25 protein-coding genes and 4 pseudogenes are annotated in these 26,981 nt (G+C 62.1%); 18 read left to right on the top strand and 11 right to left on the bottom strand.

Features of this window, described 5'->3' with window-relative positions; genetic code table 11:
• Positions 1-262: 262 nt before the first annotated feature.
• Positions 263-556: a transposase gene (locus tag CXY71_RS02785; RefSeq protein ID WP_104134177.1), complete on the bottom strand. Its 294-nt coding sequence runs from the start codon at positions 554-556 to the stop codon at positions 263-265.
• A gap of 150 nt (positions 557-706) precedes the next feature.
• Between CXY71_RS02785 and CXY71_RS02790 the strand changes: the two genes are divergently transcribed.
• From CXY71_RS02790 to CXY71_RS02800, 3 genes are all read left to right on the top strand, one after another.
• The gene (locus tag CXY71_RS02790) at positions 707-982 is read left to right on the top strand and encodes a DUF3099 domain-containing protein (protein WP_104134178.1); all 276 of its coding nucleotides are present in this window, start codon (positions 707-709) and stop codon (positions 980-982) included.
• 338 nt (positions 983-1,320) lie between these two features.
• Complete coding sequence (locus tag CXY71_RS02795) at positions 1,321-1,695, top strand: DUF6804 family protein (protein WP_104134179.1); 375 nt, start codon at positions 1,321-1,323, stop codon at positions 1,693-1,695.
• The gene (locus tag CXY71_RS02800; RefSeq protein ID WP_199184185.1) at positions 1,692-3,179 is read left to right on the top strand and encodes a multicopper oxidase family protein; all 1,488 of its coding nucleotides are present in this window, start codon (positions 1,692-1,694) and stop codon (positions 3,177-3,179) included. Before CXY71_RS02795 ends, CXY71_RS02800 begins: the two co-directional genes overlap by 4 nt.
• Positions 3,180-3,566: 387 nt before the next feature.
• On the opposite strand, the pseudogene CXY71_RS02805 reads toward CXY71_RS02800, so the two are convergent.
• Positions 3,567-3,957: pseudogene (locus CXY71_RS02805) on the bottom strand (ISAzo13 family transposase); the annotation flags it as partial.
• 361 nt (positions 3,958-4,318) lie between these two features.
• On the opposite strand from CXY71_RS02805, the pseudogene CXY71_RS02810 reads away from it, so the two are divergent.
• Positions 4,319-4,509, top strand: a pseudogene (locus tag CXY71_RS02810) (NAD(P)-dependent oxidoreductase); the annotation flags it as partial.
• Between the two features lie 48 nt (positions 4,510-4,557).
• Positions 4,558-4,887: a metal-sulfur cluster assembly factor gene (locus CXY71_RS02815; protein ID WP_104134182.1), complete on the top strand. Its 330-nt coding sequence runs from the start codon at positions 4,558-4,560 to the stop codon at positions 4,885-4,887.
• Positions 4,888-4,961: 74 nt separating this feature from the next.
• On the opposite strand, the gene CXY71_RS22545 is transcribed toward CXY71_RS02815, so the two are convergent.
• A complete protein-coding gene (locus CXY71_RS22545; RefSeq protein ID WP_146072727.1) occupies positions 4,962-5,099 on the bottom strand; it encodes a DUF4913 domain-containing protein in 138 nt (45 codons plus the stop codon).
• Positions 5,100-5,148: 49 nt separating this feature from the next.
• Between CXY71_RS22545 and CXY71_RS21730 the strand changes: the two are divergent.
• Positions 5,149-5,480: pseudogene (locus CXY71_RS21730) on the top strand (ISAzo13 family transposase); the annotation flags it as partial.
• A gap of 16 nt (positions 5,481-5,496) precedes the next feature.
• Here the strand turns inward: CXY71_RS21730 and CXY71_RS02820 are convergent.
• A pseudogene (locus CXY71_RS02820) lies at positions 5,497-5,646 on the bottom strand (transposase); the annotation flags it as partial.
• Between the two features lie 89 nt (positions 5,647-5,735).
• Between CXY71_RS02820 and CXY71_RS02825 the strand changes: the two are divergent.
• Both CXY71_RS02825 and CXY71_RS21735 read left to right on the top strand, forming a co-directional pair.
• Positions 5,736-6,314, top strand: a complete 579-nt coding sequence (locus CXY71_RS02825; RefSeq protein WP_233204349.1) for a DNA/RNA non-specific endonuclease — start codon at positions 5,736-5,738, stop codon at positions 6,312-6,314.
• 38 nt (positions 6,315-6,352) lie between these two features.
• Positions 6,353-6,550, top strand: a complete 198-nt coding sequence (locus CXY71_RS21735; protein WP_233204350.1) for a hypothetical protein — start codon at positions 6,353-6,355, stop codon at positions 6,548-6,550.
• 25 nt (positions 6,551-6,575) lie between these two features.
• Here CXY71_RS21735 and CXY71_RS02830 read toward each other — a convergent pair whose 3' ends face one another.
• The 3 genes from CXY71_RS02830 to CXY71_RS02840 all read right to left on the bottom strand — a co-directional run bounded on the left by CXY71_RS02830 (position 6,576) and on the right by CXY71_RS02840 (position 10,028).
• Complete coding sequence (locus tag CXY71_RS02830; RefSeq protein WP_104134183.1) at positions 6,576-7,136, bottom strand: recombinase family protein; 561 nt, start codon at positions 7,134-7,136, stop codon at positions 6,576-6,578.
• A 909-nt stretch (positions 7,137-8,045) separates the two neighbouring features.
• The gene (locus CXY71_RS02835) at positions 8,046-8,387 is read right to left on the bottom strand and encodes a helix-turn-helix domain-containing protein (RefSeq protein ID WP_104134184.1); all 342 of its coding nucleotides are present in this window, start codon (positions 8,385-8,387) and stop codon (positions 8,046-8,048) included.
• Positions 8,388-9,017: 630 nt separating this feature from the next.
• The gene (locus CXY71_RS02840; RefSeq protein ID WP_104134185.1) at positions 9,018-10,028 is read right to left on the bottom strand and encodes a LacI family DNA-binding transcriptional regulator; all 1,011 of its coding nucleotides are present in this window, start codon (positions 10,026-10,028) and stop codon (positions 9,018-9,020) included.
• Positions 10,029-10,260: 232 nt separating this feature from the next.
• Between CXY71_RS02840 and CXY71_RS02845 the strand changes: the two genes are divergently transcribed.
• From CXY71_RS02845 to CXY71_RS02885, 9 genes are all read left to right on the top strand, one after another.
• A complete protein-coding gene (locus CXY71_RS02845; RefSeq protein ID WP_104134186.1) occupies positions 10,261-11,796 on the top strand; it encodes a sugar ABC transporter ATP-binding protein in 1,536 nt (511 codons plus the stop codon).
• A complete protein-coding gene (locus CXY71_RS02850) occupies positions 11,793-12,833 on the top strand; it encodes an ABC transporter permease (RefSeq protein ID WP_233204351.1) in 1,041 nt (346 codons plus the stop codon). Before CXY71_RS02845 ends, CXY71_RS02850 begins: the two co-directional genes overlap by 4 nt.
• Entirely contained in the window at positions 12,826-13,953 is a 1,128-nt protein-coding gene (locus CXY71_RS02855) for an ABC transporter permease (RefSeq protein ID WP_199184186.1), read from the top strand. Before CXY71_RS02850 ends, CXY71_RS02855 begins: the two co-directional genes overlap by 8 nt.
• Positions 13,954-13,955: 2 nt before the next feature.
• Entirely contained in the window at positions 13,956-15,014 is a 1,059-nt protein-coding gene (gene rhaS, locus CXY71_RS02860; protein ID WP_104134187.1) for a rhamnose ABC transporter substrate-binding protein, read from the top strand.
• 102 nt (positions 15,015-15,116) lie between these two features.
• Positions 15,117-16,601, top strand: a complete 1,485-nt coding sequence (locus CXY71_RS02865) for an L-fucose/L-arabinose isomerase family protein (protein ID WP_104134188.1) — start codon at positions 15,117-15,119, stop codon at positions 16,599-16,601.
• A 106-nt stretch (positions 16,602-16,707) separates the two neighbouring features.
• Positions 16,708-17,088 carry an L-rhamnose mutarotase gene (locus CXY71_RS02870; RefSeq protein ID WP_104134189.1) on the top strand — a complete coding sequence of 127 codons (381 nt, stop codon included), beginning with the start codon at positions 16,708-16,710 and terminating at the stop codon, positions 17,086-17,088.
• On the top strand, positions 17,085-18,251 hold the full coding sequence (gene rhaI, locus CXY71_RS02875; protein WP_199184187.1) for an L-rhamnose isomerase: 1,167 nt from the start codon (positions 17,085-17,087) through the stop codon (positions 18,249-18,251). The genes CXY71_RS02870 and rhaI overlap by 4 nt, the downstream gene beginning before the upstream one ends.
• A gap of 122 nt (positions 18,252-18,373) precedes the next feature.
• Complete coding sequence (locus CXY71_RS02880; RefSeq protein WP_104134190.1) at positions 18,374-20,410, top strand: bifunctional aldolase/short-chain dehydrogenase; 2,037 nt, start codon at positions 18,374-18,376, stop codon at positions 20,408-20,410.
• 106 nt (positions 20,411-20,516) lie between these two features.
• Complete coding sequence (locus CXY71_RS02885) at positions 20,517-21,938, top strand: rhamnulokinase family protein (protein ID WP_104134191.1); 1,422 nt, start codon at positions 20,517-20,519, stop codon at positions 21,936-21,938.
• Positions 21,939-22,848: 910 nt separating this feature from the next.
• Here the strand turns inward: CXY71_RS02885 and CXY71_RS02895 are convergent.
• The 4 genes from CXY71_RS02895 to CXY71_RS02910 all read right to left on the bottom strand — a co-directional run bounded on the left by CXY71_RS02895 (position 22,849) and on the right by CXY71_RS02910 (position 26,251).
• Positions 22,849-23,502, bottom strand: a complete 654-nt coding sequence (locus CXY71_RS02895; RefSeq protein WP_104134193.1) for a DUF4232 domain-containing protein — start codon at positions 23,500-23,502, stop codon at positions 22,849-22,851.
• A gap of 487 nt (positions 23,503-23,989) precedes the next feature.
• The gene (locus tag CXY71_RS21380) at positions 23,990-24,133 is read right to left on the bottom strand and encodes a GPGG-motif small membrane protein (protein ID WP_166786221.1); all 144 of its coding nucleotides are present in this window, start codon (positions 24,131-24,133) and stop codon (positions 23,990-23,992) included.
• Positions 24,134-25,059: 926 nt separating this feature from the next.
• Positions 25,060-25,668 (bottom strand): hypothetical protein, encoded by a 609-nt coding sequence (locus CXY71_RS02905; protein WP_146071582.1) that lies wholly within the window; start codon positions 25,666-25,668, stop codon positions 25,060-25,062.
• On the bottom strand, positions 25,658-26,251 hold the full coding sequence (locus tag CXY71_RS02910; RefSeq protein ID WP_199184188.1) for an RNA polymerase sigma factor: 594 nt from the start codon (positions 26,249-26,251) through the stop codon (positions 25,658-25,660). The genes CXY71_RS02905 and CXY71_RS02910 overlap by 11 nt, the downstream gene beginning before the upstream one ends.
• Positions 26,252-26,766: 515 nt before the next feature.
• Between CXY71_RS02910 and CXY71_RS20540 the strand changes: the two genes are divergently transcribed.
• Positions 26,767-26,940: a helix-turn-helix domain-containing protein gene (locus CXY71_RS20540; RefSeq protein WP_158252955.1), complete on the top strand. Its 174-nt coding sequence runs from the start codon at positions 26,767-26,769 to the stop codon at positions 26,938-26,940.
• The last annotated feature ends 41 nt before the right edge of the window (positions 26,941-26,981 follow it).

Below are 26,981 nucleotides of genomic sequence, written 5' to 3' on the forward strand. Positions count from 1 at the left end.
CGTAAAAGACAATCCTTGAAGGACGTCAGTCAGGGTTAGGGTCACGCAGCCTCAAGACTCTTCTCATCATTACCGTCAGGGTTGGGTGAGGCCAGCAGCTAATAGCAACTCCGCCGTGTGACGTAGGGCGAGAATCAGGAATCATCACCATGTCCAGCCCGTCTGTGAGCGCCGTGCGCGACGATAGTCCTAAGTTTCCTGGAGAACCTATAACCGGATTATGCCGAGCTTTCCCTGCGGAAATAGCCTCCGATCAGCACCACTACGCGAACATCGGCATAATCCGGACCTCGGGATAACCCAGGAATTCGCTCTCCCTTTTCAGCTCAGCATTCTCAGCTTGTAAAGCCTTGCATTCGGCCCACTCGACCGGGCTCGGTTCGCCAGCACCGCCGGCCTCGGGATGTTTCTCTTTCCAGACGCGAACCGAGTTGCCCAGCGTTCCCTCGACGACCCCGATCTCGGGCGCCACTTGAGCGATCGGCCGGCCCGATGAAATCACCAGCTCGACGGCCTCGACCCGGAAATCGGCGCTGAACTTACGACGATTAGTCATGAAACAGATTCTCCTAACGTCTGTCTCAATTCACCATACGGGCGCACCCGCCGCATGACGGGGGTGTTATTTTTCTGGTGCACCCATGCCACTGTGCGAACGTAGCCTTGATGTGATGGATTTTCCACCGTTGACGAACCGGATGGACCTATGAAGCAGCAGTCGATCACCTCACTCCCCGTTTCCCCGGAGGCCGAACGACGCAACCGGATGATCAAATATTCGATGGCCATGGGAATCCGTGTCGTCTGTATTGTGCTCATGCTGTTCGTACAGGGCTGGTGGCTCGTGTTGTGTGCGCTCGGTGCGATTCTGTTGCCGTACTTCGCTGTCGTGGTCGCAAACGTCAAGATTGCTCCCAGCGGAACTGACGTATTACGGCCGGGCGGCGTCGAACTCTACCGCTGTGACGACGAGGCCAAATGAATGCTTACGCGGTTGCCGCGACAGGTCCGATGGTAGCTACGATCCGATGATCGGCCTAGGACTACAGTCGCGTTCCGAGAACGGGTCTAAACAGACTTCGACGCCGGCCAGGGGCTCGGTGTGGAAGGAACACCCACATTCTTCGTCAACAACGACAAACTCACCATCGAATCTACTGATGACCTCCGGGCCGCGTTCGATCAGACTCTGGCCGAGTAGCCACTAACCGTCCGGGCAAGCGCTACCAAGCGCCGCACTCTTCCCGCGCCACCATCACTAACATCAACGGTGATCACCGATCAATTCTCTCGTTCCACCTTCTCGATAGGCTCAAGAATATGCGCACCAAGAGCACCAAGAGCACCAAGAGACGTGCCTCTGGCACCCCCGCCGCGTCAACGTTTGCGCGCGCCGGGCTTGCACCGGGCTTGTTGGGAGCGTTGGTGCTCTTAGCCGGGTTCGTCCTCGTCGATGGGGAAGGCTTCACCATCATCCGATACGCCGTCAGTATTCTCGCGCTCATCCTCTGCGTCTTTGTTATCCAGGTTAAAACATGGTGGTGGCTGGTGCTACTGGCGCCCATCGCCGTGCTCTGGAGCCCCGTCGTGGTCCTCCCCTTCGAAGGGGAGGGCTGGCTCGCAGCCCAGTTCATCGCAGCCCTGACCTTCGTCATCGTCGGCATCCGCAACAAAGTGCCGGTTCGTCCCGAATGACTCGTATGCCGACCGCGGTGACCCGGCGAACGGTGTTAGGCGCCGGGCTTTCCGCCGCGGCTCTTCTTACTCTCGCCGCATGTAGCCCGCAGCCACAACTGTTATCGCCGCAGTCCGCTGCCGTTCGGGCTGCGGAGAAACGCAGGTTCTCGTCGGGGAATTCCGTTGAGGTCGGCCTGCGAGCGAGCGCGACTACCGTCGATTTGGCCGGTACGCTCGCCGCGACCTGGAGTTACGGCGCGCTCCCGGCCGCAACGATTCGTGCCACCCAGGGCGATCTGATCAGGGCCCGCGTCGTGAACGAGTTGCCGGAAGCGACGACGGTGCACTGGCACGGCATCGCGCTACGAAACGACATGGACGGTGCGCCCCATCTCACCCAAGATCCGATCCCTCCCCAGTCCGAGTTCAATTATCAATTTTTGACGCCCAATGCCGGCACGTACTGGTTCCACCCGCACGTCGGTACGCAGCGCGACCGGGGCCTCTTGGGCGCATTAATCATCGAGGACCCGCACGAACCGTTGGTTTACGACGACGAATGGGTCGTCGTTCTCGATGATTGGATCGATGGCGTGAGCGCTACGCCGCCCGAAATATTCGCTGAACTCTCCCAAGGCATGAGCGAAACACCGCAGGGCCAGAGCAACATAATGCAGAATGCGCGATCATCGCTGCTCCGCGGGCACGCCGGTGATGTGAAATATCCGCATTACCTCGTCAACGGCCGGCCGGCCGCCGACCCGGAGACTTTCCGTTCGCGCCCGGGGGGGCGCATTCGCATCCGGCTGATCAATGCGGGCGGTGACACCGCCTTCCGTGTCGCCCTCGGATCGCACCGCATGACGATCACTCACACCGATGGCTACCCGGTCGAGCACGTTGACGTCGACAGTATCCTGCTCGGAATGGGCGAACGCTACGACGTGCTCGTCACGCTCGGCGACGGCGCTTTCCCCTTCGTCGCCGAGGCCGAGGGGAAAAAGGCCCGTGGGTTTGCTCTTGTTCGAACCGCGTCATGGGCCACGGCGCCCGCTTCAAACGTCACGGTGTCCGAACTCACCGGACAGGTCGGAACAGCCGATCAGCTCGCCGCCGCCGCGGAGGTCGCGCTGCCCGTCAAAGATATCGACCGGCAACTGACCGTGCGTCTCACGGGCGGCATGGCAAGCTACGACTGGGCGCTCGACAAACGACCATTCAATATGGCCAAGCCGCTCGACAACGCGCGAATCATCCGTGCCGGGGAACGCGTCGGGATCGATTTCGTCAACACCACAACAATGTGGCACCCGATGCATCTACACGGACACACCTATCAGCATCTGGGCGGTGGTCCCCGCAAGGACACCTCCATTGTGGTTCCCGGGCAGACACTGTCCGTGATTTTCGACGCCGACAACCCGGGTCAGTGGATGCTGCACTGCCACAACGTATACCACTCCGAATCCGGAATGATGACGACGGTCGCCTACGAAAAGTAGCCGTGCTGGCCGGTTTCGGCCACATCATGAAAAATGGGACAAACGTCGACGTTTAAGTGGATTGGCATTTTGCCAACTCAAATGATTAGTTTGGGCGCAACAGACCAGACCCGGGACCCGGTCTTTCCACCCGCCAGGTCGACCGATTGGAATATCGGCGGCGCCCAGCTCCTAGACACGGCGCACAACACGTCAGGAGCTGCCCAATGACTGGGCTCTCCTGCTCCATCTGTGGATGATTTTTGGATTAATCCGGCCGGGGAACACGGGTTTGTGACCGCCGAGGTTGAGCATTGCTAGATGAGTGAGTCCTAATCGGTTGGTAGCGCGCCGACTGCTCAGTCCGATCGGACTTTCCCCGCGTGGGCGCTGTTAATCGAGGGCGGTACCGACGTTGACCCCGCCGGTGTTCGTGCCGAAACTATAGACCCCGTAGGGTGCTGCCTTGCCCAGTTCCCCGATGAAGTCGTAGGTATTGGTCGCCTCCGGGGCGCCGCGGGGTGCGTACTCCGCACCACGATTGGAGAACCGCCCGACGTTTCCTTCTTCTTCAAATCGACCGAGATCACCGGCAGCCCAGCCTCGGCGAACGCGCCGAATTGGGCATTGAGGTACCCGAACTGGGCATCGCGGTCCGGGTGCTGGGCTCCCTCGAGCTTCTTGGCGTTGGCCTGCAAACTGTAACCGTGGTCCTTCAATAACCTGTCCACCGACTTCGTCGTCCACCGCAGCAGCGACATCGGATCCCCCGGGTCACCGGATCCACCAGCGCATCCAATGCCGTCCACACCTGCGGATCGATCCGCTCCACCGGTGGACGACCCGCGCCCTTGGCGCGCACCCGCCCATCAACGACCAGCCCCGCCTCGAACCCCGCCAACCCCGTTATCTCTGCGATAGCAGAAGACTACGGATAAATGACTCCCAAACAGAAATAATTCTCGCGCGAGTCCATAGTCCAGACAGTCGACATCGGTCGCGAACCAGGACTGGAACTCCCCGGTAGACCGCGGATAGTGCACGCCCACCACGGGCCGAAACGCCGCCCCAGCCCCAGCCTAGTCCGGTCAGATGAATAGCCCGATCATCTGAAACACGCCGAAGACAATGGAATAAACGCGACTGTAGTACTAGGGTACGCGCTCGACGTGACAGCTCCGGAGCCACTGCCGGCCGGGCATCCACTCTTCGCACTGCCCAATGTGCTGATCTCACCGTACGTCGGCGGCGCCTCGAGCGCGATGCTGCCGCGCATGGCCAGCTCGTGCGCGAGCAAATAGAACGGATGCTGCGCGGCGAGACCCCGGTTAACGTCGTGTTGATGAGCTAGTCGCGTCGATCGCGCGCGACTACCCCGCTTGGACCGTAGGCTGGGAGCATGATAACAGCCCTCAGTCCGACCCGTCTGGATGACATCGAAGAAGCACTCAAGAACGTGAAGGATCTGGAGATCGGCATCAATGTCGTTGATCTCGGCCTGATCTACGGCTTGGCCTGGGACGACGACACCGACACGCTCGTCATCCAAATGACGCTCACCTCGGCTGGCTGCCCCGAGCAGGACGTGCTTGCGGAACAGACCGAACAGGCGCTCGTTGGCGTTGTCGAACGCTATCGGATCAACTGGGTCTGGATGCCGCCGTGGACTCCCGACAAGATCACCGACGACGGCCGCCTCATAATCAGCGTACTCGGCCTGACAACGTAGCGGCTCGACTGCTTCGGCGTCCTAAGACGCTCGCCGTACCCTGCCAACTCCGTTATCTCTGCCATAGCAGAAGACTACGGATAAATTACGCCCAAACAGAGCCAATTCTCGCGCGAACCCCAAGCGCGTAACAGGGCATCAATTCGGGTGAGCGCTTCTGGGTAGTCCCACCAGCGGGCAGCCCAGCGGAACGATGCGTTAGGACTCGCCAGTAAATAAGCCGGTGTTTCATGGTTTTTGTTTTATCGTTGTGCTCCGGCAATTGATGCAGAGGTTGAGGCGGTGTTGCGGGCGAAGTTTGAGTCGTTATTGTCGCATCTGGATGAGCGCCAACGGCGCCTGACATTGGGCGCGGAAGCGCGAGTGTTGGGGCACGGCGGCATCAAACTCGTTGCTCGGACGGCGGGGGCCAGCCCGGGCACGGTGTCCCGGGGCGTGGCTGAATTGGAGGCTGGTGGTGATCCTTCGCCTCGGGTCTATGAGAGCAGCGCGGGGCGGAAACGGCAGACGATCACGGACCCGGGACTCAGTGACGCGCTGCTGGCACTGGTTGAGCCCGACGAGCGGGCGGAGCTCCGCGGACTCCTTCTCGGTCACGCCGGGCTTCACTCCCTCTTCGACGTCGGCTTTTTTCAGCCAGTTCGCTAGGCAGGACTCCGAGATGCCGAAGTCCTTCGCGATCTGGTGCAGCGGGGCTTCGTGCTTCCTGGCGACCGCGACGACATCACCGCGAAACTCGGGTGGGTAGGACTTGGGCATGATGACATCCTTCCAGCGAAGACGAATCTCCACAGGTCAGGAGTCAACCAAACCGGGGGCAGTCTCGCTCTGGCTGCTTGACTATCACCATGAACGCCGCGCTACTTTATCCTGCTGGCTACAACGCCGATTTCCTCCAGATCCCTTTGCCTCTCCCGGCCCCTCCCGCGGGAACTCTGATTCGTGAACTGCTCTACACACATTTCACCGTGCTCTTAGGCCCCGCGCGGCGCCTCGCGATCGCGACCGGCGTCAACATCGACGGGGATCGCCTCGTTACCGTTGACCGAGGCGAGGGCTGGCACCTCGACTCGCGGATCCCGCTCTACGAACAGGCCGGCGAGGCTCTCTATGCCAGAAACGATCTCGACCGCGGGCACCTCGTCCGCCGCCTGGACCCGGTCTGGGGCGACGCAACGACAGCCCGGCGAGCGAATTACGATACCTTCGCCTACACCAACGCCGCCCCGCAAGCCGGAGCCTTTAACCAATCGAAACAACTCTGGCTCGGCCTCGAGGACCACGTCCTCACCTACGCACGCACCAACGGTAACCGCCTCAGCGTTTTCACCGCCCCCGTACTCTCCGCCGAGGATCCGATATACCGCNAAAAGGCTCCACCGTTTTGCATGCTGCCGGATTCGTCCTCGACCAAAGTCCACAGTTAGAAGACATCGACCTTGACACGGTCCGCGCCCCAGCCCTCATGTACGGCACTCCCCCACCGCTTGGACCATACCGCACCTACCAAGTACCCATCGTGGACATCATCGACCTCACCGGGCTCAACCTGACCGCCCTATCCGAAGCAGACGTCTACGCCCCAGCCCCAGCCATCCGGGAAGACGCCGAGCGTCGAACGCGTTGGGTCGAACTGATCGATACCGCAGGCATCCACCTCTAACCACACCGAATCGTCTACAGCCAGCTCAACCCGCGGCGCGAAGGTAGACGTAGACGGTTTCGCAGCTGACCCCAAACTCGCGAGCAAGAACAGACTTCGGCACGCCCGCAGCAGCCTTCACCCGCAGCTCGGCTGCACGGACCACATCCAAGGATGGGGTGCGGCCGCGGTAGACACCACGCTTCTTGGCCAGAGTGATGCCCTCACGTTGACGTTCACGGATCAAAGATCGCTCAAACTCGGCAAACGCCCCCATAACGTTCAAGAGCAGGTTCGCCATCGCGTTGTCGTCGCCCGTGAAACAGAGCTGCTCTTTCACGAACTCGACCCGGACCTTCTTCGCCGTGAGCCGGCGCACGATCAGGCGGAGGTCATCCAAGTTGCGGGCCAGGCGATCCATGGAATGCACGAGAACGGTATCGCCATCTCTGACGAACTTGATCATCTCTTCCAGCTCGGGCCGGTTCTGATCCTTCCCCGACGCCTTATCCTCAAACACCCGATCGACCTCGACGCCAGCAAGCTGACGAACAGTGTTCTGATCGAGAGTACTCACTCGCACATACCCAACTCGTTGACCCGCCATGCGACTCTCTCCCCTGTTCTGTCAGATTGAAGTCTAAGACCCCGCCAGGAGGGGTGTCCATCAATCAAAACATGACTCTATCCTGACAATATTTGATATGAGCGACTGCCGCCTAGTTGGGGTACACCCCGCATGTGCACCCACCGAGGAATTTTCGACCGTATATCTGCCGCCGTGGCCAGCCGCGCTGTCCAAAGCCCACTGGGGTCGGGCTGTCGAGCGGCGGGGCACCTACCGCATTTACCTGGCCCAACGCGGCACCAGCCAGTACTGCCTGCGTCGACCTGACCGCGTCCAGTATCTGCGCGGGGGCCAGCGTGATCGCCTAAGAGGGACTGCGCCTCAACACCGTGGTTTCGGGCGCCCTCGGCGTCGACGAGACCGGGCCGCAGGTGCTTCTCGACCTAACGGCAATCCGGTTGACTGAAGCGACGGTGATGTCCAGCAACTTGAAACACATGCCGCCGCGCTGAACGTCGTCGTCGTCACCATGGATCTCGCCCAACTCGCATGAGTCATTTCCCGTTCGGAGACGCCTCCATGCCCAGCACTTACCCACCTGAATCAACCGCAAACGATTGAGAATGTCGGCGTACGCTCAGAGGTATTGAACCGTCCGGTTCCCTGCAAAATCAAGGGAATCCGCGAGGTTCCGAGACATTCGGTCGCGTCCAGAATTGCCTCGATTCTGCAAGGGGTCGCGTGTTTGAATCACGTCAGCCCGACGAAACGAAAATGTCCCGGTAGACCGCAAGATTTATCGGGACTTTTTGTATTCCATTTGATTTGCCGGTTGAGTTGCCCATTTCTCGGGCGTGACGTAATACTGAGCTTCAATCCGACAGTCGACATACTGAATCGCCCGGCGGCTGCCCTGCGCCAGAAAAATACACAGGTGAGAAACGACAATTAAGAGTACCCGAAACGATCGTCGTCAACGATATTTGTACGTCCGCCGGCCGGGGCGCGGTTGTGAAGTTGCCGGTCCTGCCTCATTGCGCGTGCCACGCCGCGCGCAATCATCCGGTTCAGGTCCGCGAACTGATCGACCTGCTTATCAATATCAGCCCAGACCCGGGTGATGATCGCCCCGATAGCGCGCCACACGATGCGCATCAACACAGTGATCGCCGTTTTGGAAGTCTGCGTGGCCAACCACGCGATCTGGTCGTCAGAGAACAGCGTGTGCCCGGTTTGATGCCGAGCCCACGGGACGGCAGCGACGGTAACGCCGTGCTCACCACAACTCATCCGTGGTGCCGCGGCTTCTAACTGAATTTGCACCGAGCCAGCGTCCAGCGACCGCCAGTGGCGGCGACCGTCACCAGCGTATTAGCGGGTGCAGCGTTTTCGGCAGGATCCACAGCGGTTCCGCATCGACGCCGTTGGTCGCACCGATGCGACCAGAATGCCGGTGTCCACGTTGAGATTGACCGCTTCGGCGATGGTCTCGTCGACTCCGAGCAGAGTTCGCCATAGTGTTGAGTTTTGCACGCCGTTTTCTCGTCCCTGTGTTTCTTGCCTTTGTCAGTTTGAAACCTAGACGGAGAGCGGCGTGCACTCGTTAAGGCGCTCGGAAACGACCCACGGTTACGTCAGGAGAGCCCAAATCTCTGGTGCTCTCTCCAGTCCAATTGGGGACCTCTACCTAGCCACGGACATGGCGATTCTAAAGAGCCGATTTAATCGCAGAGCCCCGTGTGCTCGCACGCACAAAGAGGCCAGGCGCAAGCACGACGGTCCGATGCTATGTGCGAGCTTAAAGCTCGTGTTTGCTCAAGTCGGCAGCAGAGAAATCGCACGTCGGAAGAAGTATCCCTACGTTTTTCGAGGTCCTTCCGCTCCAATTTTGGGCATAACGATTCCGCCCCGATGCAGACCTCAAGCCCCGGTGGACTCGCGAACGACCAGTTCAGGGTGAAACACGATATGTTCGTGCTCAAACGCGTCGCCGCCCTCGGCCTCGCGCAGCAGCAGGTCGACGGCGGTGTAGCCGATCAGCGCGCTCGGCTGGCGAATCGACGACAGCGGTACAACGGCGGCGGCGGCAAAGGCGATATCATCGTAGCCGATCAATGCGATATCGCGGGGCACGAGCAGGTCGCCGCGCATGTTGAGCGCCTGCAGCACCCCGATGGCGAGCAGGTCGTTGGCGGCGAAGATTGCATCAGGCCGCTCACCCGGTGCGCGGTCCAGAATCTGTTGGCCGGCGGCGCGGCCGGCCAACACTGAGAGCGCGTCCGTATGCACGACGTCGATACTGGCAAGCGGATGCTCCGCGACAGCCTCGCGGGCACCTTGCAGCCGGTCGATCACTTGCCGAATATTGCTCGGCCCGCCGACGAAGGCGATGCGCGTTCTGCCGATGTCCACCAGGTGCTGCGCAGCGAGGCGCCCGCCCGCCACGTCGTCGACCGCAACCGAGGAAAAACTATGGTCTTCAGTTTGTCGATCGACCAACACGGTCGGCGTTCCGCGGGACCTCAGAAGAGTAAGCCGCTCGCTAATGTCACCAAGGGGCGAGATCAGCACCCCGTGCACGCGCTGCTCCTCGAACAAGTCGAGGTAGGCGGCCTCCCGCGCACAGTTATCGTCGGTGTTGCCGAGGAGAACCGACAGTCCCTCTTCGGATGCTCGAGCTTCGGCACCCCTGGCAAGATCGGTGAAGAACGGGTTGGCGACATCGAGCACCACGAGTCCTAGGCTTCGGCTGCGGCCGGCGCGCAACTGGCGGGCAGCATCGTTTCGAACGAAGCCCAAATCGGAAATGACCGCCCGTACCCGAGCGACTGTTCCCGGCGAAACCTTGTCGGGCCGGTTCAACACGTTCGACACCGTGCCCACCGACACTCCGGCGGCGGCGGCGACGTCGTTGACACTGATCGATGCCACGTTGACTCCTCTACTGGCCGGCTGGCTTCGGGGATCTTTGTCCCAGCCTATTGGTCGGCCCCGATCAGGCTGAAACGAATCAACCCCACAAATGGCAATTCATTTCGATTGGGAAACGATCCTCAAGTTCGTTGTTGACGGTTGATCGACATTCCCCATAGTATTCACATGGCAACCGAAATGAAACGATTCACTTAGTTTTTTTCCCTGAACGTGGAGGCACGACGCCAAGATGAGCATCAGCCCTGAACCGACTGTCAAACGGTCGATGACACCGCTACTGTCGCTGCGCGGGGCGGCGAAAGCTTTCGGTCCGGTCATCGCACTCGCCGATGGCGTGGTCGAGATTCTCCCCGGGGAAATCCACGCGTTGGTCGGCGAGAATGGCGCGGGCAAGTCCACCCTGGTCAAGATTCTGGCGGGACTGTACAGCCTCGACGCCGGTGACTTTCTGGTCAAGGGACGTCCGGTGACCTTTCGCACCGTCGCCGACAGCAAAGCAGCCGGCATCTCCGTCATCTATCAGGAACCAACACTCTTTCCCGATCTCACGGTCGCGGAAAACATCTTCATCGGGCGCCAGCCCAAGAACGCGCTCGGCCTGATCAACCGGTCGGCCATGCGCAACCAGGCTCGCGCCCTGTTCGAACGGCTCGGCGTGCGCATCGAGCCGGACCGGATCGCCGAGGGACTTTCAATCGCCGATCAACAAATCATCGAGATCGCCAAGGCTATCTCCCTCGACGCGAGTGTACTCATCATGGACGAACCGACGGCGGCTCTCTCGGGCGTTGAAGTCGAGCGGCTGTTTCAGGTGGCGCGCGCCCTGAAGACGAGTGGTGCAGGCATCCTCTTCATTTCGCACCGGTTCGACGAGGTCTTCGCACTGTGTGATCGCATCACCGTAATGCGTGACGGTGAGTACATCACGACCCACCAGACCACCGAGGTCACCACGGACCAGATCGTGCGCGAGATGGTCGGTCGGGACATTGGCGCCCTGTTTCCCAAGGTGATCGCCGATGTGGGCAAGACGGTGCTCAAAGTCTCGGACCTGTCCCGTACCGGTGTCTTCACCAATATCAGCTTCGAGGTCAAAGCCGGCGAAATCGTGGCCCTGGCCGGTCTCGTAGGCGCCGGTCGCACCGAAGTCGCTCGCGCCGTCTTCGGCATCGATCCCTACGATCACGGCTCGGTAGAACTGCACGGCGCCCAGGTCAAGCCGAGCAATCCGCAGGCCGCGATCGATGCCGGCATGGGTTTCGTGCCAGAGGATCGTCGCAAGCAGGGCCTTGTGATGGACCTCTCGGTGGCGCGCAATGCCGCTCTGACCCTGCGCAACCGCCTGTCGCGGTTCGGCCTCATCAACGGAACAACCGAGCGTCGGGCCGCAGAAGAGTGGACCACCCGACTGCAGGTCAAGACGGGATCCCAGGAATACAAGGTCTCCACGCTGTCCGGTGGCAACCAACAAAAGGTTGTGCTCGCCAAATGGCTGGCCACCGAACCGTCGTTTCTCATCGTCGACGAACCCACGCGCGGCATCGACGTCGGCACCAAGAGCGAGGTGCACCGGCTGCTATCCGACCTCGCCGGGCGCGGCATCGCGATTCTCATGATCTCCAGCGAACTACCCGAAGTGCTCGGCATGGCCGACCGGGTCCTCGTCATGCACGAAGGCCGCATCACGGCACAACTCGCCCGAGCGGATGCGACGGCCGAGTCGGTCATGCACGCGGCCACCGCAAAATTGGAGCATTCACTGTGACCCTCGATACCTCACCACCGGCAACATCCGAGACGACGACCCGGCGTGCGAACGGTTTCGCTGCCGTTCTGCGGCTGCGGGAGATCCCGGTCACGCTCGCCCTCATCGTTCTAGTCACCCTGACCTACATGGCCAATCCGCTCTTCCTGAGCCAGCAGGGCGTAAAAGACCTGCTCCTGAACGCGACGATCGTCATCATCCTCTCCGTCGGTCAGGCGATGGTGATCGTCACCCGCAACGTTGACCTGTCCATCGGATCGATCCTCGGAATTGTTGCATTCAGCACTGGAACCCTGTTTGTGACTTTTCCGGGCATTCCCATTGTGCTGGTGTTTCTCGCGGGAATGGCACTCGGCGCCCTGCTCGGCAGCATCAACGGGTGTCTGGTCACCGTCGCCAAAGTGCCATCCCTCGTGATCACCCTCGGCACGCTCTACATCTACCGTGGTCTGAACAACGCCTGGGCCGGCGGTACGCAGTACTTTGCCGGAGACCGACCGCATAGCTTCGGCGCGTTGTCGGTCGACACCATCGCCGGGTTTCCCCTCATCACCCTGATCGCGATCGTCGTCGTCATCATCGTCGCCATTTTCATGGCGTCCACCCGTCCCGGCCGTGACCTCTACGCCATCGGCTCCGACCCGGAAGCGGCGAAACTGTTCGGAATTCCGGTGACTCGCCGCGTGCTCCTCGCTTTTCTGAGTAACGGAGTGCTGGCGGGTCTCGCCGGCGTGCTCTACGCCAGCCGGTTTAACTCGGTCGGGGCAACGACCGGTACCGGCCTCGAATTCGACATCATCGCCGCCGCCGTCGTGGGCGGCGTCGCGATCTTCGGTGGCAGTGGAACCGTGATCGGAGCGGCGATCGGCGCGCTGCTGCTGACCACGATCACGAGCGCACTGACCGCCATTCGCGTCGACAAATTCTGGCAGCAGGCCATTGTCGGCCTGCTCATCCTCGCCGCGATCGTCATCGATCGAATCGCCCGCATTCGAACAGCGAAGAAGCTCCGACTCAGTGAGGCACGCGATGTTTAACCCTCCGACCGAATTACTCCCGACCGCGACCAACCAATCGGGCACTCGCACGGCCGCAGTGCCATCCGTGGGTGGCCGAACCGGAATCGCACGAATCCTGCTCAGCCGCGATACCGTGATGATCTACGCCCTCGTCGCGTTCGTCATCTACGCAGCGCTATTCATTCCCCGGTTCGCCAGCCCGGTCTCAACCGGTTTTCTGCTCCTGGATGTAATTCCTGCGCTGCTCATCGCCCTGCCGATGACCCTAGTGATTATCACCGGCGAGATCGACCTTTCGGTGGCGAGTATCGCCGGTCTCACGAGCGCCTTGATGGGGGTGCTCTGGGGCGCCGGCCTCGATATCGGGCCTGTGCTCATCATCAGCCTGCTCGCCGGAGTACTTGCCGGGGCTTTCAACGGTCTGCTCGTAGCGGTTCTCGGCCTCCCCTCTCTGGCCGTGACCATCGGTACTTTAGCTCTCTTTCGCGGCCTGGCGCTCGTGGTGATCGGCGACAACGCAGTAGCCAACTTCCCGCCAGCGCTCACGAGCTTCTTCACCTCGAAAATTGGCGGCACCGGAATACCCACGGTCATGATCGGAGTGATCCTCGTCGCCATCATCTTTGGCGTAGTGCTGCACCTCACTCCGTTTGGTCGTGGCCTGTTTGCCCTCGGATATAGCAAGGAAGCTGCCATCTTCGTGGGTATCAAAGTGGTACGAGCCAAGTTCTGGCTCTATGTCGCATCGGGCTCCGTCTCGGCGCTGGCTGGTATCTACTGGACCCTGCGCTACTCGAGCGCCCGCAGCGACAACGCCAGCGGCCTCGAACTTACGGTGATCGCTGCCGTGCTGCTCGGCGGTGTCTCCATCTTCGGCGGCAAGGGGTCGATTCCCGGTGCCATCGCCGGAGTACTGCTGATCGGAACGATCAACTTTACCTTGCGGTTGGGACGAATCTCCGACGTGGTGCTGATTATCGTTACCGGCACCCTGCTCATCGCCTCCGTGGTCGCCCCCAGCATTTTCGAAGGCGTCACGAAATGGCTTCATACCCGGCGACACCGCCGCACTCTTCCCCAGGCATCGGCCTCGGGAGCAACCCGCGCCACAGCATCCGGCGTTCAGGAAAGGAAATGACAATGGAGTTCATTCGTTATACCAAGACGAGGCGCACTCGCCGCCTCCTCGCCTTCGCGGCCGTCGCCACATCTGTCGCCCTCGTCGCGAGCGGGTGCGCCTCCGGCGGCGACGCCGGCACCGGAGGCGGAGCCGAGGGAGATCTCAGCATCACCTTCATTCCCAAGCAGCTCAACAACCCGTACACCGATGTGGTTCTCGGCGGAGGAGAGGATGGCGCGACCGCCGCCGGCTTCGCCGCCACCGAGGTGGTTGGGCCGCTCGAAGCGAGTGCGTCCAGCCAGGTTTCCTTCATCAATGCCGAAACCCAGGCCGGCACCAGCGTTATCGTGATCGCTGCCAACGACCCGGATGCCGTCGGTCCGGCGCTCGAGGAAGCGCGCGCTGCCGGCGCCAAAATCGTGGCGTTCGACTCAGACACCAACCCCAAGTACCGAGACGTGTTCATCAGCCAGGTCATCGCAAAAGACGTCGCGCTGATTCAGATCGAGCTGCTCGCCGAGCAGATCGGCGGATCGGGAGAAATCGCGATTCTCTCGGCCACAGCCAACGCGACCAACCAGAACGAGTGGATTAAGTTCATCGAAGAGGAGCTCGCCTCCAACCCGGAATACGCGGAAATCTCCCTCGTTGCCAAGGTCTACGGTGACGACGACGACACCAAGTCGTTCCAGGAGGCCCAGGGTCTGCTGCAGGCCTACCCGAACCTCAAGGGCATCATCTCTCCGACCACAGTCGGCATCGCGGCCACGGCACGCTATCTCTCCACCTCGAACTACAAGGGCACCGTCGCGCTAACCGGGCTCGGGCTGCCCAATGAAATGCGCCCGTTCGTCAAGGACGGCACCGTCACCGCGTTCGCCCTCTGGGACCCGGCACAGCTCGGCTACGTCGCCGCGTTCGCCGGCAAGGCTCTCGCCGACGGAACCATCACCGGAACCGAGGGCGACACCTTCGACGCCGGCGACCTCGGTGAGCGCGAGGTGGGTGCCGACGGGATCGTCATCGTCGGCCCGCCGACCACGTTCAACGCCGACAACATTGATGACTACGACTTCTAAGTAGTCCTCACAGGCAGCGGATGCTGTGGAACGGATACTGCGGCATCCGTTCCACAGCCCTCGACCGCCCAACTTCACGAACTTCAGAGGCAGGAGTGATCCATGACGAACACCACGATATCGAACGCCGCTACGGTGACCGGTGGGCGCGCTCTTCCCACCGGCCTGCTCGAGCCCAAAACGCGTCGCCGTACCCGAATCGGCCTGGTCTCCGGCGGACTGGGCGCCTACTGGCCGCAATTTCCCGATCTCCTCCCCCTGCTACAGGACTCCGCACGGTATGTCACCGATCGGTTTACGGCCCTTGACGCAGACGTGATCGATGCCGGGTTCATCTCCGACGCTCCGGATGCCCAGACGGCCGCGGAGAAGCTACGCGTTGCGGACTGTGACCTCATCGTGGTTTTCCTTGCCACCTACCTCACCTCGTCGATGGTGCTGCCGATCGCCCAGAAGTCGCACACCCCAGTACTGGTCATCGATCTGCAGCCGACCGAAGCGATGAACCATGCCACCTTCGATACCGGCCAGTGGCTCGCCTACTGCGGTCAATGCCCGGTTCCCGAGGTCGCCAACGTCTTTCGGCGGGCCGGCATTCCGTTTCGGTCGGTCTCCGGCTATCTGCAGCAGGACAGCGCCTGGGACCGCATAATCTCGTGGGTGCATGCGGCCGGTGTCCGAGCGACGTTGCGCACCGCCCGCCACGGTCTCATGGGCCACGTCTACCCCGGTATGCTCGATGTCTCGACCGATCTCACCAGCGTGTCGACCACGTTCGGCTCTCACGTCGAGGTGCTCGAGTTCGACGACCTGCGTGTGCGGGTCGACGAGGTAACGGATGCCGCGGTGCGGGAACGCATGCACCTCGCGTCGCAACTGTTTAAGGTCGACGATTCGGTCCAACAGGAGGACTTCGCCTGGGGCGCCAAGGTTTCGGTCGGGCTGGACCGGTTGGTGGCAGACTTCGACCTCGATTCGGTCGCCTACTACCATCGAGGCCTGGCCGGCGAACAGCACGAACGGCTCGGCGCCGGCCTGATTCTTGGATCCTCGCTGCTGACCGCCCGTGGAATTCCGATGGCGGGTGAATACGAACTGCGCACCTCGATCGCGATGCTGTCCAGCCAGGCCATCGGAGCCGGCGGGTCATTTACCGAAATTCAGGCGCTCAACTTCTTCGACAACGTCGTGGAGATGGGGCACGACGGGCCCGCCCACCTCGCCGTGAGCGCACGGGAACCCCTACTGCGCGGGCTCGGCGTCTACCACGGAAAACGCGGCTGGGGCGTGTCGGTAGAGTTCGATGTGCAGCCCGGACCTGTCACGACCTTCGGTGTCGGACAAGACCCCGACGGGCGCTACGTCTTCGTCACCTCGGAGGGTACGGTCGTGCCCGGTCCGCTGCTCGCGATCGGCAACACGACCTCCCGTGTCGACTTCGGCGGCGATCCGGGTCGCTGGGTTGACGAGTGGAGCCAAACCGGCATCGGCCACCACTGGGCACTTAGCCTCGGCCACCGCGCCGACGACATCAAGGCTGCCGCGAGCCTGCTGGGAATCGAGCACCGCCATGTCGCGCTCGTCTAGCGCCTGAACCGCGCGCCGGAAGCGGGCTCCGCTCGATCCGGTCTTGCTACCCGGCATCCTACACTCCATAATTGAAACGATTCATTTACTCCTGGAGGAGTCACCGATGACGAACACCGCCGCACGCCGCGTGTGCTTTGCGTTACACGTCAAGCCGGAACGCATCGACGAGTATCGCGAGCGCCACGCGGCAGTCTGGCCCGAAATGCTCCGGGCGCTCAAAACCACCGGCTGGAACAACTACTCGCTGTTTCTTCGGCAGGACGGACTGCTGATCGGCTATTTCGAAACAGCGGATCTGGCATCCGCTCAGGCTGGCATGGCGGCAACCGCCGTCAACGCGCGCTGGCAGGCCGAGATGAGTGAATTTTTTGTCGCACTCAACGGCTCCCCCGACACCGGGTTTCTGCAACTGACCGAAGTCTTTCACCTCGAAGACCAGCTCGACGTCCTCACCACAACCGCTACAGAAAGAAGTACCTCGTGACCATCAGTGCTGCCGTACTCACCCAACTCGAGGCGCAGGCCATCGAGCTACCCTCTTGGGCGTTCGGTAATTCCGGAACTAGGTTCAAGGTGTTCGGAACGCCCGGTACCCCGCGCACCATCCAGGAGAAGATCTGCGACGCGGCGCAGGTCAATGCCTACACCGGCCTGGCGCCGAAGGTGGCGCTGCACATTCCCTGGGACAAGGTCGACGATTACGCCGCCCTGCGCGCGTTCGCAACCGACCAGGGTCTCGTGCTCGGCACCGTCAACTCGAACACGTTTCAGGACGATGCCTACAAGTTCGGCAGCCTGACCCACACCGACGCGGCGACACGACAGAAGGCCATCGACCACCACTTCGAGTGCATCGAGATCATGCACGAGACCGGAGGGACCGACCTTAAGATCTGGCTCGCCGACGGCACCAACTACCCCGGCCAGGGCGATATTCGCGGCCGCCAGGACCGCCTCGCCGAATCACTCGCCGCCATCTATGCCCGCCTCGGCGATGAGCACCGGCTCGTGCTCGAGTACAAATTCTTCGAGCCCGCTTTCTACCACACCGACGTTCCTGACTGGGGAACCAGCTACGCGCAGGTCGCAGCGCTCGGCGACAAGGCCAGCGTCTGCCTCGACACCGGTCACCACGCTCCCGGCACCAACATCGAATTCATCGTCGCCCAGCTGCTGCGCCTCGGCAAGCTCGGCTCCTTCGACTTCAACTCGCGGTTCTACGCCGACGACGACCTCATCGTCGGCGCGGCCGACCCGTTCCAGCTGTTCCGCATACTGTACGAGGTCATTCGGGGCGGCGGCTACGGCCCGGAGTCGACGGTGGCGTTCATGCTCGACCAATGCCACAACGTGGAAGACAAGATTCCCGGGCAGATTCGCTCCGTGCTGAACGTGCAGGAGATGACCGCCCGCGCGCTGCTCGTCGACCAGGACGCGCTCACCCTCGCGCAGAACAGCGGCGACGTGCTCGGCGCCAACGGCATTCTGATGGACGCCTTCTACACCGACGTGCGCCCCAACCTCGCTGCCTGGCGGGAGAGCCGGGGACTGGCCGGCGACCCGATGACCGCCTACGCCGCCGCCGGCTACCAGGCGAAAATCGCCGCCGAACGGGTCGGCGGCAGCCAGGCCGGCTGGGGCGCGTAGCCCGCCCCGGCCTCCGGCCTCCGGCCAATAGTTGCGGCTGTCTGCACGAGCAACAGTTGTCGGCAGCTGCAGGATCTACCCGACCGTTTCGCATCCGTTTGACCGTAGCTAGGAAGAATGTCATGACCAACCCCCACGCAGCAGCACTGATCGCCCGGTCGAATCGCCTCGGCGCCGATCCAAAGAACACGAACTACGCCGGCGGCAACACCTCGGCCAAGGGAACGGAGACCGACCCGGTCACCGGTGAGGCCGTGGAACTGTTGTGGGTGAAAGGCTCCGGCGGAGACCTCGGCACGCTCACCGAGAAGGGACTCGCGGTACTCCGCATGGACCGGCTGCTGGCGCTGAAGAACGTCTACCCCGGCCTCGATCGTGAAGACGAGATGGTCGCCGCGTTCGACTACACCCTGCATGGCAAGGGCGGAGCGGCGCCGTCGATCGACACCGCTATGCACGCCCTCGTCGACGCGGCGCACGTCGACCACCTGCATCCCGACAGCGGCATCGCCATTGCGACCGCGGCCGACGGCGAAGCGCTCACACAGACGATCTTCGGCGACAGAGTGGCCTGGGTCGACTGGTGTCGCCCCGGTTTTCAGCTCGGACTCGACATTTCCGCGATCAAGGATGCCAATCCACAGGCCGTCGGCTGCATTCTCGGCGGTCACGGCATCACTGCCTGGGGAGACACGAGCGAGGCCACCGAGGCGAACTCGCTCTGGATCATCGACACCGCTGCCTCCTATATAGAGGAGCACTCGCGGCCGGAGCCGTTCGGGCCGCTACTTGACGGATTTTCCGCGTTGGAGCCGGCCGAGCGCCGCTCGCGCGCTGCCGCTCTCGCGCCGACGATTCGAGGGCTGGTCTCCACCGGCGCCCCCAAGGTCGGGCACTTCACCGATGCCCCCGAGGTGCTCGACTTTCTCGCCCGCGCCGAGCACCCGCGGCTGGCCGCCCTCGGCACCAGTTGCCCGGACCATTTCCTCCGCACCAAAGTTAAGCCGATGCTGCTGGACCTGCCGAGCGGGGCATCCGTTGAAGAATCGCTCGCTCGCCTGGTGACCCTGCACGAGGAATATCGCGCTGATTATCAGGCCTACTACAACCGCAACAAGACGGCGAAGTCACCCGCGATTCGCGGCGCCGACCCGCTCGTCGTACTCATTCCCGGAGTGGGCATGTTCAGCTATGGCGCGAACAAGCAAACCGCCCGCGTCGCGAGCGAGTTCTACATCAACGCCATCAATGTGATGCGGGGCGCAGAGGGACTCTCCAGCTACGCCCCGATCAATGAGGCCGAGAAGTTCCGCATCGAGTACTGGGCGCTCGAAGAAGCCAAATTGCAGCGAATGCCCGCCGCCAAGCCGCTCGCCACCCGCGTCGCGCTCGTCACCGGCGCCTCCTCCGGCATCGGCAAGGCCATCGCCACCCGCCTGGCCGCCGAGGGCGCCTGCGTCGTCATCGCCGACCTCGACCTGGCCAAAGCACAGGCCGTGGCCGCCGAGATCGGCAGCACGGACGTCGCCATCGGCGTGCAGGCCAATGTCACCGACGAAGAGCAGGTGCAGGCCGGCGTCGACGCCGCCGTACTCGCCTTCGGCGGGCTCGACCTGGTCGTGAACAATGCCGGGCTGTCGCTGTCGAAGTCGCTGCTCGAGACCACCGTCGCCGACTGGGACTTACAGCACAATGTGATGGCCAAGGGTTCCTTTCTGGTGTCGCGCGCGGCGGCCCGGGTGCTCATCGACCAGAAGCTCGGCGGTGACATCATCTACATCTCCTCGAAGAACTCGGTCTTCGCCGGTCCAAACAACATCGCCTACTCGGCGACGAAGGCCGACCAGGCCCACCAGGTGCGGCTGCTCGCGGCCGAGCTCGGTGAATACGGCGTGAAGGTCAACGGCATCAACCCCGACGGCGTCGTGCGCGGCTCGGGCATCTTCGCCGGCGGCTGGGGCGCCAAGCGCGCCGCGGTATACGGTGTCGACGAGCAGGACCTCGGCAAGTACTACGCCCAGCGCACGCTGCTCAAGCGTGAGGTGCTGCCGGAAAACGTCGCCAACGCCGTGTTCGTGCTTTGCACGAGCGACCTGAGCCACACAACCGGGCTGCATATTCCCGTCGACGCCGGTGTGGCCGCCGCGTTCTTGCGCTGATGGAAATGTCCATGTTCGCCGGGAACTGCGCCCGATATAAACAAGAGCGGTCATTCTGCAAGGCAATCGTGTTCCTTGCGACCGCTCTCGGTAAGGAACGTGGCGCATGAACGCCGGCACGGTCGCGGCGATTGACCTCGGCGCGTCAAGCGGGCGGGTCATTCTCGGTCATGTCGGACACAACGAACTGAACATCCGCTCGGTGGCGAGGTTCGTGAACAGCCCGGTGCGTACGATCGATGGGCTGCACTGGAGCATTCTCGACCTTTATCGCGGTGCCATCAACGGCCTGCGTTCGGCCGTACGCGAGGAACCGGAGTTGCTCGGTGTAGCCGTGGATTCATGGGCGGTCGACTATGCGCTGCTGCGCGGGCAGCGGATGCTCGGCAACCCATTTCACTACCGCGACACCCGCACCGCGGCAGGGGTGACCACCGTGCATGCGATCGCCCCACCGCCTGAGCTCTACGGACGCAACGGCTTGCAATTCCTCCCCTTTAATACGCTGTACCAGCTGGCCGCCGACCAACTCGACGGCGCGCTCGACGACGCCGATTCGATGCTGCTTATTCCAGATTTGATCACGTATTGGCTGAGCGGTGAGAAGATCGCGGAGCGCACGAACGCCTCGACGACGGGGCTGGTCGATGTTGCGGGCACAGAATGGGACGACGAGCTGATCGACCGGCTCGGGCTGCCGCGCGGGTTGTTTCCGCGGTTGGTCGATGCGGGAAACCGGGTGGGTTCGGTGCTTCCCGAGGTACTGACCGAGATCGGAACCGGCCACAGCATCGACGTGATGACCGTCGGGTCGCATGACACGGCATCCGCTGTGGTGGCCGTGCCGATGATCTCGGGTAATGCCGCCTATATTTCGTCGGGGACCTGGTCGCTCGTCGGTGTTGAACTAGCCGGGCCGGTGCTCACCGAGGCGAGCCGGGCGGCGAATTTCACCAACGAGGGCGGTGTCGACGGACGGGTGCGCTACCTGCGCAACGTCATGGGTTTGTGGTTGCTGAGCGAATCGCTGCGCACCTGGGAGCTGGCCGGGCAGACCTTCGATCTGCCCGGCCTGCTGGCCCAGGCCGGCGCGTGGAGTGAGCCGGTCATCGTGTTCGATGTGGATGATCCGCGCTTTCTCCCGCCGGGCGACATGCCGAGTCGCATTCGCGACTATTGCCGGGAGCACGATTTGCGCGAGCCGGCGACGCCCGTCGAGCTCGTGCGCAGCATCGTCGAAAGCCTCGCGGATGCCTACGCGCACACGCTGCGGGTCGCCGCCGAACTCTCGGGAACCAGCATCGACACCGTGCACGTCGTCGGCGGCGGCTCTCAAAACGAACTGCTTTGCCAGCTCACCGCCGATCGCACGGGGCTGCCCGTGCTGGCCGGTCCGGTTGAGGCGACGGCGATTGGCAACGTGTTGGTGCAGGCGCGCGCGCAGGGCCTGGTCACCGGAAGCCTCGAAAGCCTGCGCGCCCTGGTCGCCCGGGCGTTCGCGCCGAGGCGCTACGTCCCGCGCGCCTGAAAAGCACGCGCTACGGACACGAGTTGGTACACGACCTGAGAGCCTTGGCAGTCCGTCGACTCCAAGAGGCCAGACAACGTTGTGTAACGCTAGCGGCCATCATTAACCCACCTGAATCAACCGTGACCGACCGAACATAGACGCGTACACTCGGAAGCAGTGAACCACCCAGTTCCCTGCAAAATCAAGGGAATTCGCGAGTTCCCGAGACATTCGGTTACGTCCAGAATCGCCCTGATTCTGCAAGGGGTCGCAGGTTCAAATCCTGTCAGCCCGACAGATGGGCCGTTCGCGAAACTGTTCACGAAACGGCCTGGTCGGAACAAAAAGAAATCGCTCCTGGGCACAGTGGGCCGGTAGGTGTAAGGACCAGGCCGGGAGTCGCGCGGCTAGTCGGGCGGGTGCGGATCACCGTCGGAGCCCGGTGGCATTCGGCGCGTGCCACCGGCGAGATACCAGGGCGGCACCGGCTGCGGAGGCCGCGGTCTGATCCTTCGCCAGGCCCAACGAGCGCAAGGCGGCCAGGGCTCCGATTCTACCCAGGCACGACTCGGCGAGAAGCGGTTGAGCGGCTGACTGCCCGCGGGAGCTCTTGACCGTCAGGCCCTCGATTTGGACCTGAGCGTCCATAGCGTCGCTGGCCGCGATCAGAGCACACGCCTCTGGTCGTTCTGCTCGCCGCGGGCCTCATCTTCATCGTCAATCCGGACATCGCTGGTCCAACCGTTGCTGTTTTGTTTGCTGGCGCTGTTGCCGCTGTTGTCTTGATCATTGTCGGTATCGTGCGACTGTATAAAGGCCGATCTTAGAAGAGGACATTCCTGACAAGCCGGTGACCGATACTTGGCATAAGACCCGGTTGTCTACTAGTTCGCGACAGGCGTAATCAGTCGCTGCCCATGCCTTTAGATCAGAAGAGACTGGTCGCGCTGATCCACGACACCGTGTAGGTAGCGGGTGTGTTACATACGGTGACGGGACTTTCCAGCGTTATGGTCCGTGACGAATCCCAGTTGGGCGGACTCACTTTGGCCACATCGGCGACGACGGTGTCACAGTCGTACGCTCCGGCATTGCTGAAATGGATAGTGCTGTAAGCAGACGCGCCAGGAGCGAGCTGCACCAACTCCGGCATGCCGCTGTCTGCCGCACGCTTCCCGACGACCGCCCCTGTAGCGCTGTCCGCGAGGTTGAAGATGGAAGGAGGTCCCTCGACCCAACAGGCGTCGCCGCTGGTGTTAGTAAACGTGATCTCGGAGAAGAACGAACCGGCTCCGCTGGCCATCGGCTGTGCGGCGATAGAAATACCCAGGTCGTCTCCGTCACACTCAGCGGCTCCGCCGGGCATCGGCGTCACATCCGCATCGAGTGCGGGGACCGATGCTTCGCCGGTGGGGTCCGACTCCCCCGGATCAGGCGCTACGAGCGAAGCGGAAGCCGAAGAATCAGCGGCACTAGTGGGCGACGGAGTTAAAGACGCTGCCTCACCGCTCACCTGGCCAGCGCAGCCAGTCAAGAAGAAAATGACGGTTATTCCGGAGCAGAGTGCAGAAATTTTCTTCATGATTTTCCTCGGATTATCGTGGTGTCGACTGATGCATGCAGCTGCGGCGCACGACTGCTGGGGCAGCGTTCTCGGGCGTTGCGTCTAAAGGTGCGAGTCCGTCTGTGCAGGGCATGGCAGCGACTTCGGTGGCAGCCTCCGTCAGATCCAAGCCTCACATAAGGACTATCTTCGCAAAATCGCAGCTCTGCGACCGGGTACGCGCCGCACATAGTCGCAGACATCATCCACGGCTACCGTAACGTGTCTCGGAACCTAAGTACCTCATAACCCATGGCTTGCAAGACGCAACCTACGATTCTGCGTGTTCACACCGACTGAAAATAGGGCCAAGACACCGCCGCACAAATGTCCATATTTTCGGTTGGCGCTAACACCTCCTGGACGTCTTGCCGAGCTCAGACAACGAAGAGCGTCAGTGGATCCTTCACGCCGAAACCGTTCCGGAGCTCCGCTACGCCCCGAAACGGCTACTCGATCCGCAGTCTCAAGTGAAAAGGCTCACGCCACCTGGACCAACCAATAGTCCCACGACGATGAGCACAATACCCCAGAGAATCTGGCGTCGAAATAGCGCGAAAATTCCTGCAATTACGAGGATTACTGCAATGATCCAGAGAATTGTTGCCATGGTGCTGCTCCATTTCATTCAGCGCCGACGGGCCGTACGCCCGTAGCGGTTTTCGATCTGTTGAATCGAACGTACCCCCTGCTCGGTCTCTGACCACTGTGTTTTATCCAGAATGTCGTGGAGGTGAGACGCTGTCATCATGTGTTAGCGGCCATGCGAAATGACCAAGAGAATCCGTCAGTGCCGCCGCGATCCAGTTAGGTCCGCCAGGACCAGATCGACCGCAGAGAACGTCCCGGAATCGCCATCCCGGAGAGCATCGAGCTGGCGAAAGCGAAGAAGCAGATCCGGCAACTCGAAACCGAGGTCGAGATTCTCAAACGTGCTGTGAAACTGCTCGAGGAGGACTGCCCCGGCCCACAAGGATCCACCGGTGACCGACACCCTCGCGGAGGTCGTTTCCCGGTGAAGGCCTGCTGCCGCCTGCTGGGCGACACCTGTGGAGGAAAAAGTTCCTCCCCGCGGAGGAAAACGCATTTCGCAATGTCCTGCGATCGGTGCCCTGGCGGGTTTCGTGATCAGCCCACCAAAAGGCCGTTCGCGAAACTGTTCACGAAACGGCCCGGTCGGAACAAAAAGAAATCGCTCCTGAGAATTCTCAGGAGCGATTTCTTGTATGAGCGGATGCTGCGGAGCGTCTGCCAGTTGTTCGAGGCGTTTGGCTGCCAGACTGGCGATTCTGGGTCAGACACTTCTAACTTGCCAGTGAGGGTATGGAAGATATAGCCTCCACAATCTTCCTCTATCAGCGTCGCAGCTCCAAATGACCAAGCCTCATGCCCAGTCGCACGGCGTTGTTGCCGTGGTGCTGGTGCCGTGGTGTTTCTGGGAAACGCCACAGCGGTCGCACTGACCGCCATAGCGTTCCGATACCAGATGGGACGATTCCACGCACTGTCCCCGCCAACCGCTCTCGAACGCGTGGATCAGCCAGGGAACGCTGTGTCGTAGACCGCGCGGAGCTCGGCATTCTCGACTCCGGTGACGCCGCAACCGGTGATCGTTCCCTCGACTGCGCCGACGAGGTAGCTCTGGCCGACCTCGAAGTGCACGCCCGAGAAGTCGGAGGTCATCGCGTCGACCTGTGCCACCTCGACGCGCTCGGCAACGTCGCCGGCGAAGTGCTCCGTGACCTTCAGCAAAACGGTGTCGCCCTGGATCTGCAGCACCGTCGCAGCGAACGCCTGCTCCTGCGCCGCGACGGTCGCCGGCTCGAGCACGAGGCAGCTTCCGCTCGCGAGGCCTCCGCCCATGGGAGGCAGCAGCGACTCGACGGTGGGTTCCGGGCCACCGAGAACGACGGGCGCGACGATTGCGGCGGCGATGGCAAGGCCAGCGGCGACGCCGACCACCGGCATCCACCGCCGAAAGGCAGGGCGCCGCGCCTCGGGGGTGACGGTCGTGGTGGTAGTGGACTGGTCGGTCATGATCTGCTCCATTCTGTTGTCGAGCCACGTCGGCGAGGCAAGGGGCAGCGCACGGGCCGGATCGGCGGCGCGCAGCTGATCGCGCAGCGCACGGTCATCATCGTGCATCGTCGCTCCCTTCGTCATAAGTTATATGTCCGGTCGCGTTGGCGGATTTCAGTAGCTCCTGCTTGAGGCGCGCCTTGGCCCGGTGAAGGCGGATCGCCGCTGCGTTGGCGCTGATGCCGAGCACAACAGCAAGCTGCGGGCTCGTCAACTCGTCCCACGCCCACAGCCGCAAAATCTCGGCGTCGTTTCGACGCAGGCAGGCCAGAGCGGTGGTCACGCGGGCCGCCTCGCCGGTGCCATCGATGGTGGATGCTGCGGGGTTCTCATCCGCAGCGTCCGGCGGCGGGTCGATGGCGATGATGCGGCCGATGAGACGGGTGCGACGACGCTCGGCGCGTTGGGCGTTGCTGAGGCACTGTCGAGCGACGACGATCGCCCAAGGGAGGACGTCGTCGGGCACCTCGTCGAGGCGGCGCCAGCACACCAGGAGGGTGTCGCCGACCACGTCGTCGGCCGTCGCGGCGTCGGTGCGGCGGTGCAGGTAGCGGCGCACAGGGTCGACGACGAGCTCGACGAGGTTGCGCATCCGCTTCTCACGCTCGGCGCCGGTGTCGGTGTCGGTGTCGGTGTCGGTGTCGGTCACAACTCTCATACTGAGGCATGTCCGGCAGGGCGCGGGGATTTCATGCACGGTTCCTCAGTACACGATCTACCGTGTCAGCTTCCCGCCCGTGGCCACGTCAATGCCCGTGTACGTGGGCCTTGCGGCTAAGAGTGACTGGATGCTCGATGCAGTGTCGAAAGCCGCTTCATCGAGAACTTGCTGCCATCGCTCGATGACTTCCACGCACAGTGCGGTGACTACTGGCGGTTCAGGAGACTGCGCAGGGTCGCGCTACGCGCCGCGGTCACCTAAATCCCCGCCAAGCGGTGAGTGCTGATTTCTGCGAACTGGAGGAAAATCGCGCGCAGTGAAGAGGAAAAACACTTCCCGGTTTTCTCTCGATCCGCGCCCTGCTGGGTTACGTGAACAGCCCGCCGAAAACTTACGTTTTACCCCTCTCCTTGGAGACCCAGTGCCGGCCCTGCCGTACAAGGAGAGCAGGTCAGTATTAGTCGTCTTTGATTGCTTAGGTGCGTCGGTCGCACCCACGGAATATGAACACGAACAAAATAACTTCAGTCGCTGTCTCCCCCGAGGCGTTGGAGCTCCTGATGGATGTCGCCGAGCTGGCGAACTACCTCGGCATCCCTGTCTCCACCGTCTACGACTGGCACTTACACGGCAAAGGCCCTGACGGTAATGATGAGAAGAGTCTTGAGGCTGCGTGACCCTAACCCTGACTGACGTCCTTCAAGGATTGTCTTTTACG

This window comes from Cryobacterium sp. Y62, assembly GCF_002929785.1.
GTDB lineage: Bacteria > Actinomycetota > Actinomycetes > Actinomycetales > Microbacteriaceae > Cryobacterium.

Excerpts from the sequence above, each read along its gene's own strand:
- CXY71_RS21735 (WP_233204350.1), top strand. The coding sequence starts at position 6,353 with ATGTACGGCACTCCCCCACCGCTTGGACCATACCGCACCTACCAAGTA.
- CXY71_RS02830 (WP_104134183.1), bottom strand. The coding sequence starts at position 7,136 with ATGGCGGGTCAACGAGTTGGGTATGTGCGAGTGAGTACTCTCGATCAG.
- CXY71_RS02865 (WP_104134188.1), top strand. The coding sequence starts at position 15,117 with ATGACGAACACCACGATATCGAACGCCGCTACGGTGACCGGTGGGCGC.
- CXY71_RS02845 (WP_104134186.1), top strand. The coding sequence starts at position 10,261 with ATGAGCATCAGCCCTGAACCGACTGTCAAACGGTCGATGACACCGCTA.
- CXY71_RS02885 (WP_104134191.1), top strand. The coding sequence starts at position 20,517 with ATGAACGCCGGCACGGTCGCGGCGATTGACCTCGGCGCGTCAAGCGGG.
- CXY71_RS02815 (WP_104134182.1), top strand. The coding sequence starts at position 4,558 with ATGATAACAGCCCTCAGTCCGACCCGTCTGGATGACATCGAAGAAGCA.
- CXY71_RS02895 (WP_104134193.1), bottom strand. The coding sequence starts at position 23,502 with ATGAAGAAAATTTCTGCACTCTGCTCCGGAATAACCGTCATTTTCTTC.
- CXY71_RS02835 (WP_104134184.1), bottom strand. The coding sequence starts at position 8,387 with ATGAGTTGTGGTGAGCACGGCGTTACCGTCGCTGCCGTCCCGTGGGCT.
- CXY71_RS02800 (WP_199184185.1), top strand. The coding sequence starts at position 1,692 with ATGACTCGTATGCCGACCGCGGTGACCCGGCGAACGGTGTTAGGCGCC.
- CXY71_RS02905 (WP_146071582.1), bottom strand. The coding sequence starts at position 25,668 with ATGCACGATGATGACCGTGCGCTGCGCGATCAGCTGCGCGCCGCCGAT.
- CXY71_RS02880 (WP_104134190.1), top strand. The coding sequence starts at position 18,374 with ATGACCAACCCCCACGCAGCAGCACTGATCGCCCGGTCGAATCGCCTC.
- CXY71_RS02795 (WP_104134179.1), top strand. The coding sequence starts at position 1,321 with ATGCGCACCAAGAGCACCAAGAGCACCAAGAGACGTGCCTCTGGCACC.
- CXY71_RS02785 (WP_104134177.1), bottom strand. The coding sequence starts at position 556 with ATGACTAATCGTCGTAAGTTCAGCGCCGATTTCCGGGTCGAGGCCGTC.
- CXY71_RS02855 (WP_199184186.1), top strand. The coding sequence starts at position 12,826 with ATGTTTAACCCTCCGACCGAATTACTCCCGACCGCGACCAACCAATCG.
- CXY71_RS21380 (WP_166786221.1), bottom strand. The coding sequence starts at position 24,133 with ATGGCAACAATTCTCTGGATCATTGCAGTAATCCTCGTAATTGCAGGA.
- rhaS (WP_104134187.1), top strand. The coding sequence starts at position 13,956 with ATGGAGTTCATTCGTTATACCAAGACGAGGCGCACTCGCCGCCTCCTC.
- CXY71_RS02870 (WP_104134189.1), top strand. The coding sequence starts at position 16,708 with ATGACGAACACCGCCGCACGCCGCGTGTGCTTTGCGTTACACGTCAAG.
- CXY71_RS02790 (WP_104134178.1), top strand. The coding sequence starts at position 707 with ATGAAGCAGCAGTCGATCACCTCACTCCCCGTTTCCCCGGAGGCCGAA.
- CXY71_RS20540 (WP_158252955.1), top strand. The coding sequence starts at position 26,767 with ATGAACACGAACAAAATAACTTCAGTCGCTGTCTCCCCCGAGGCGTTG.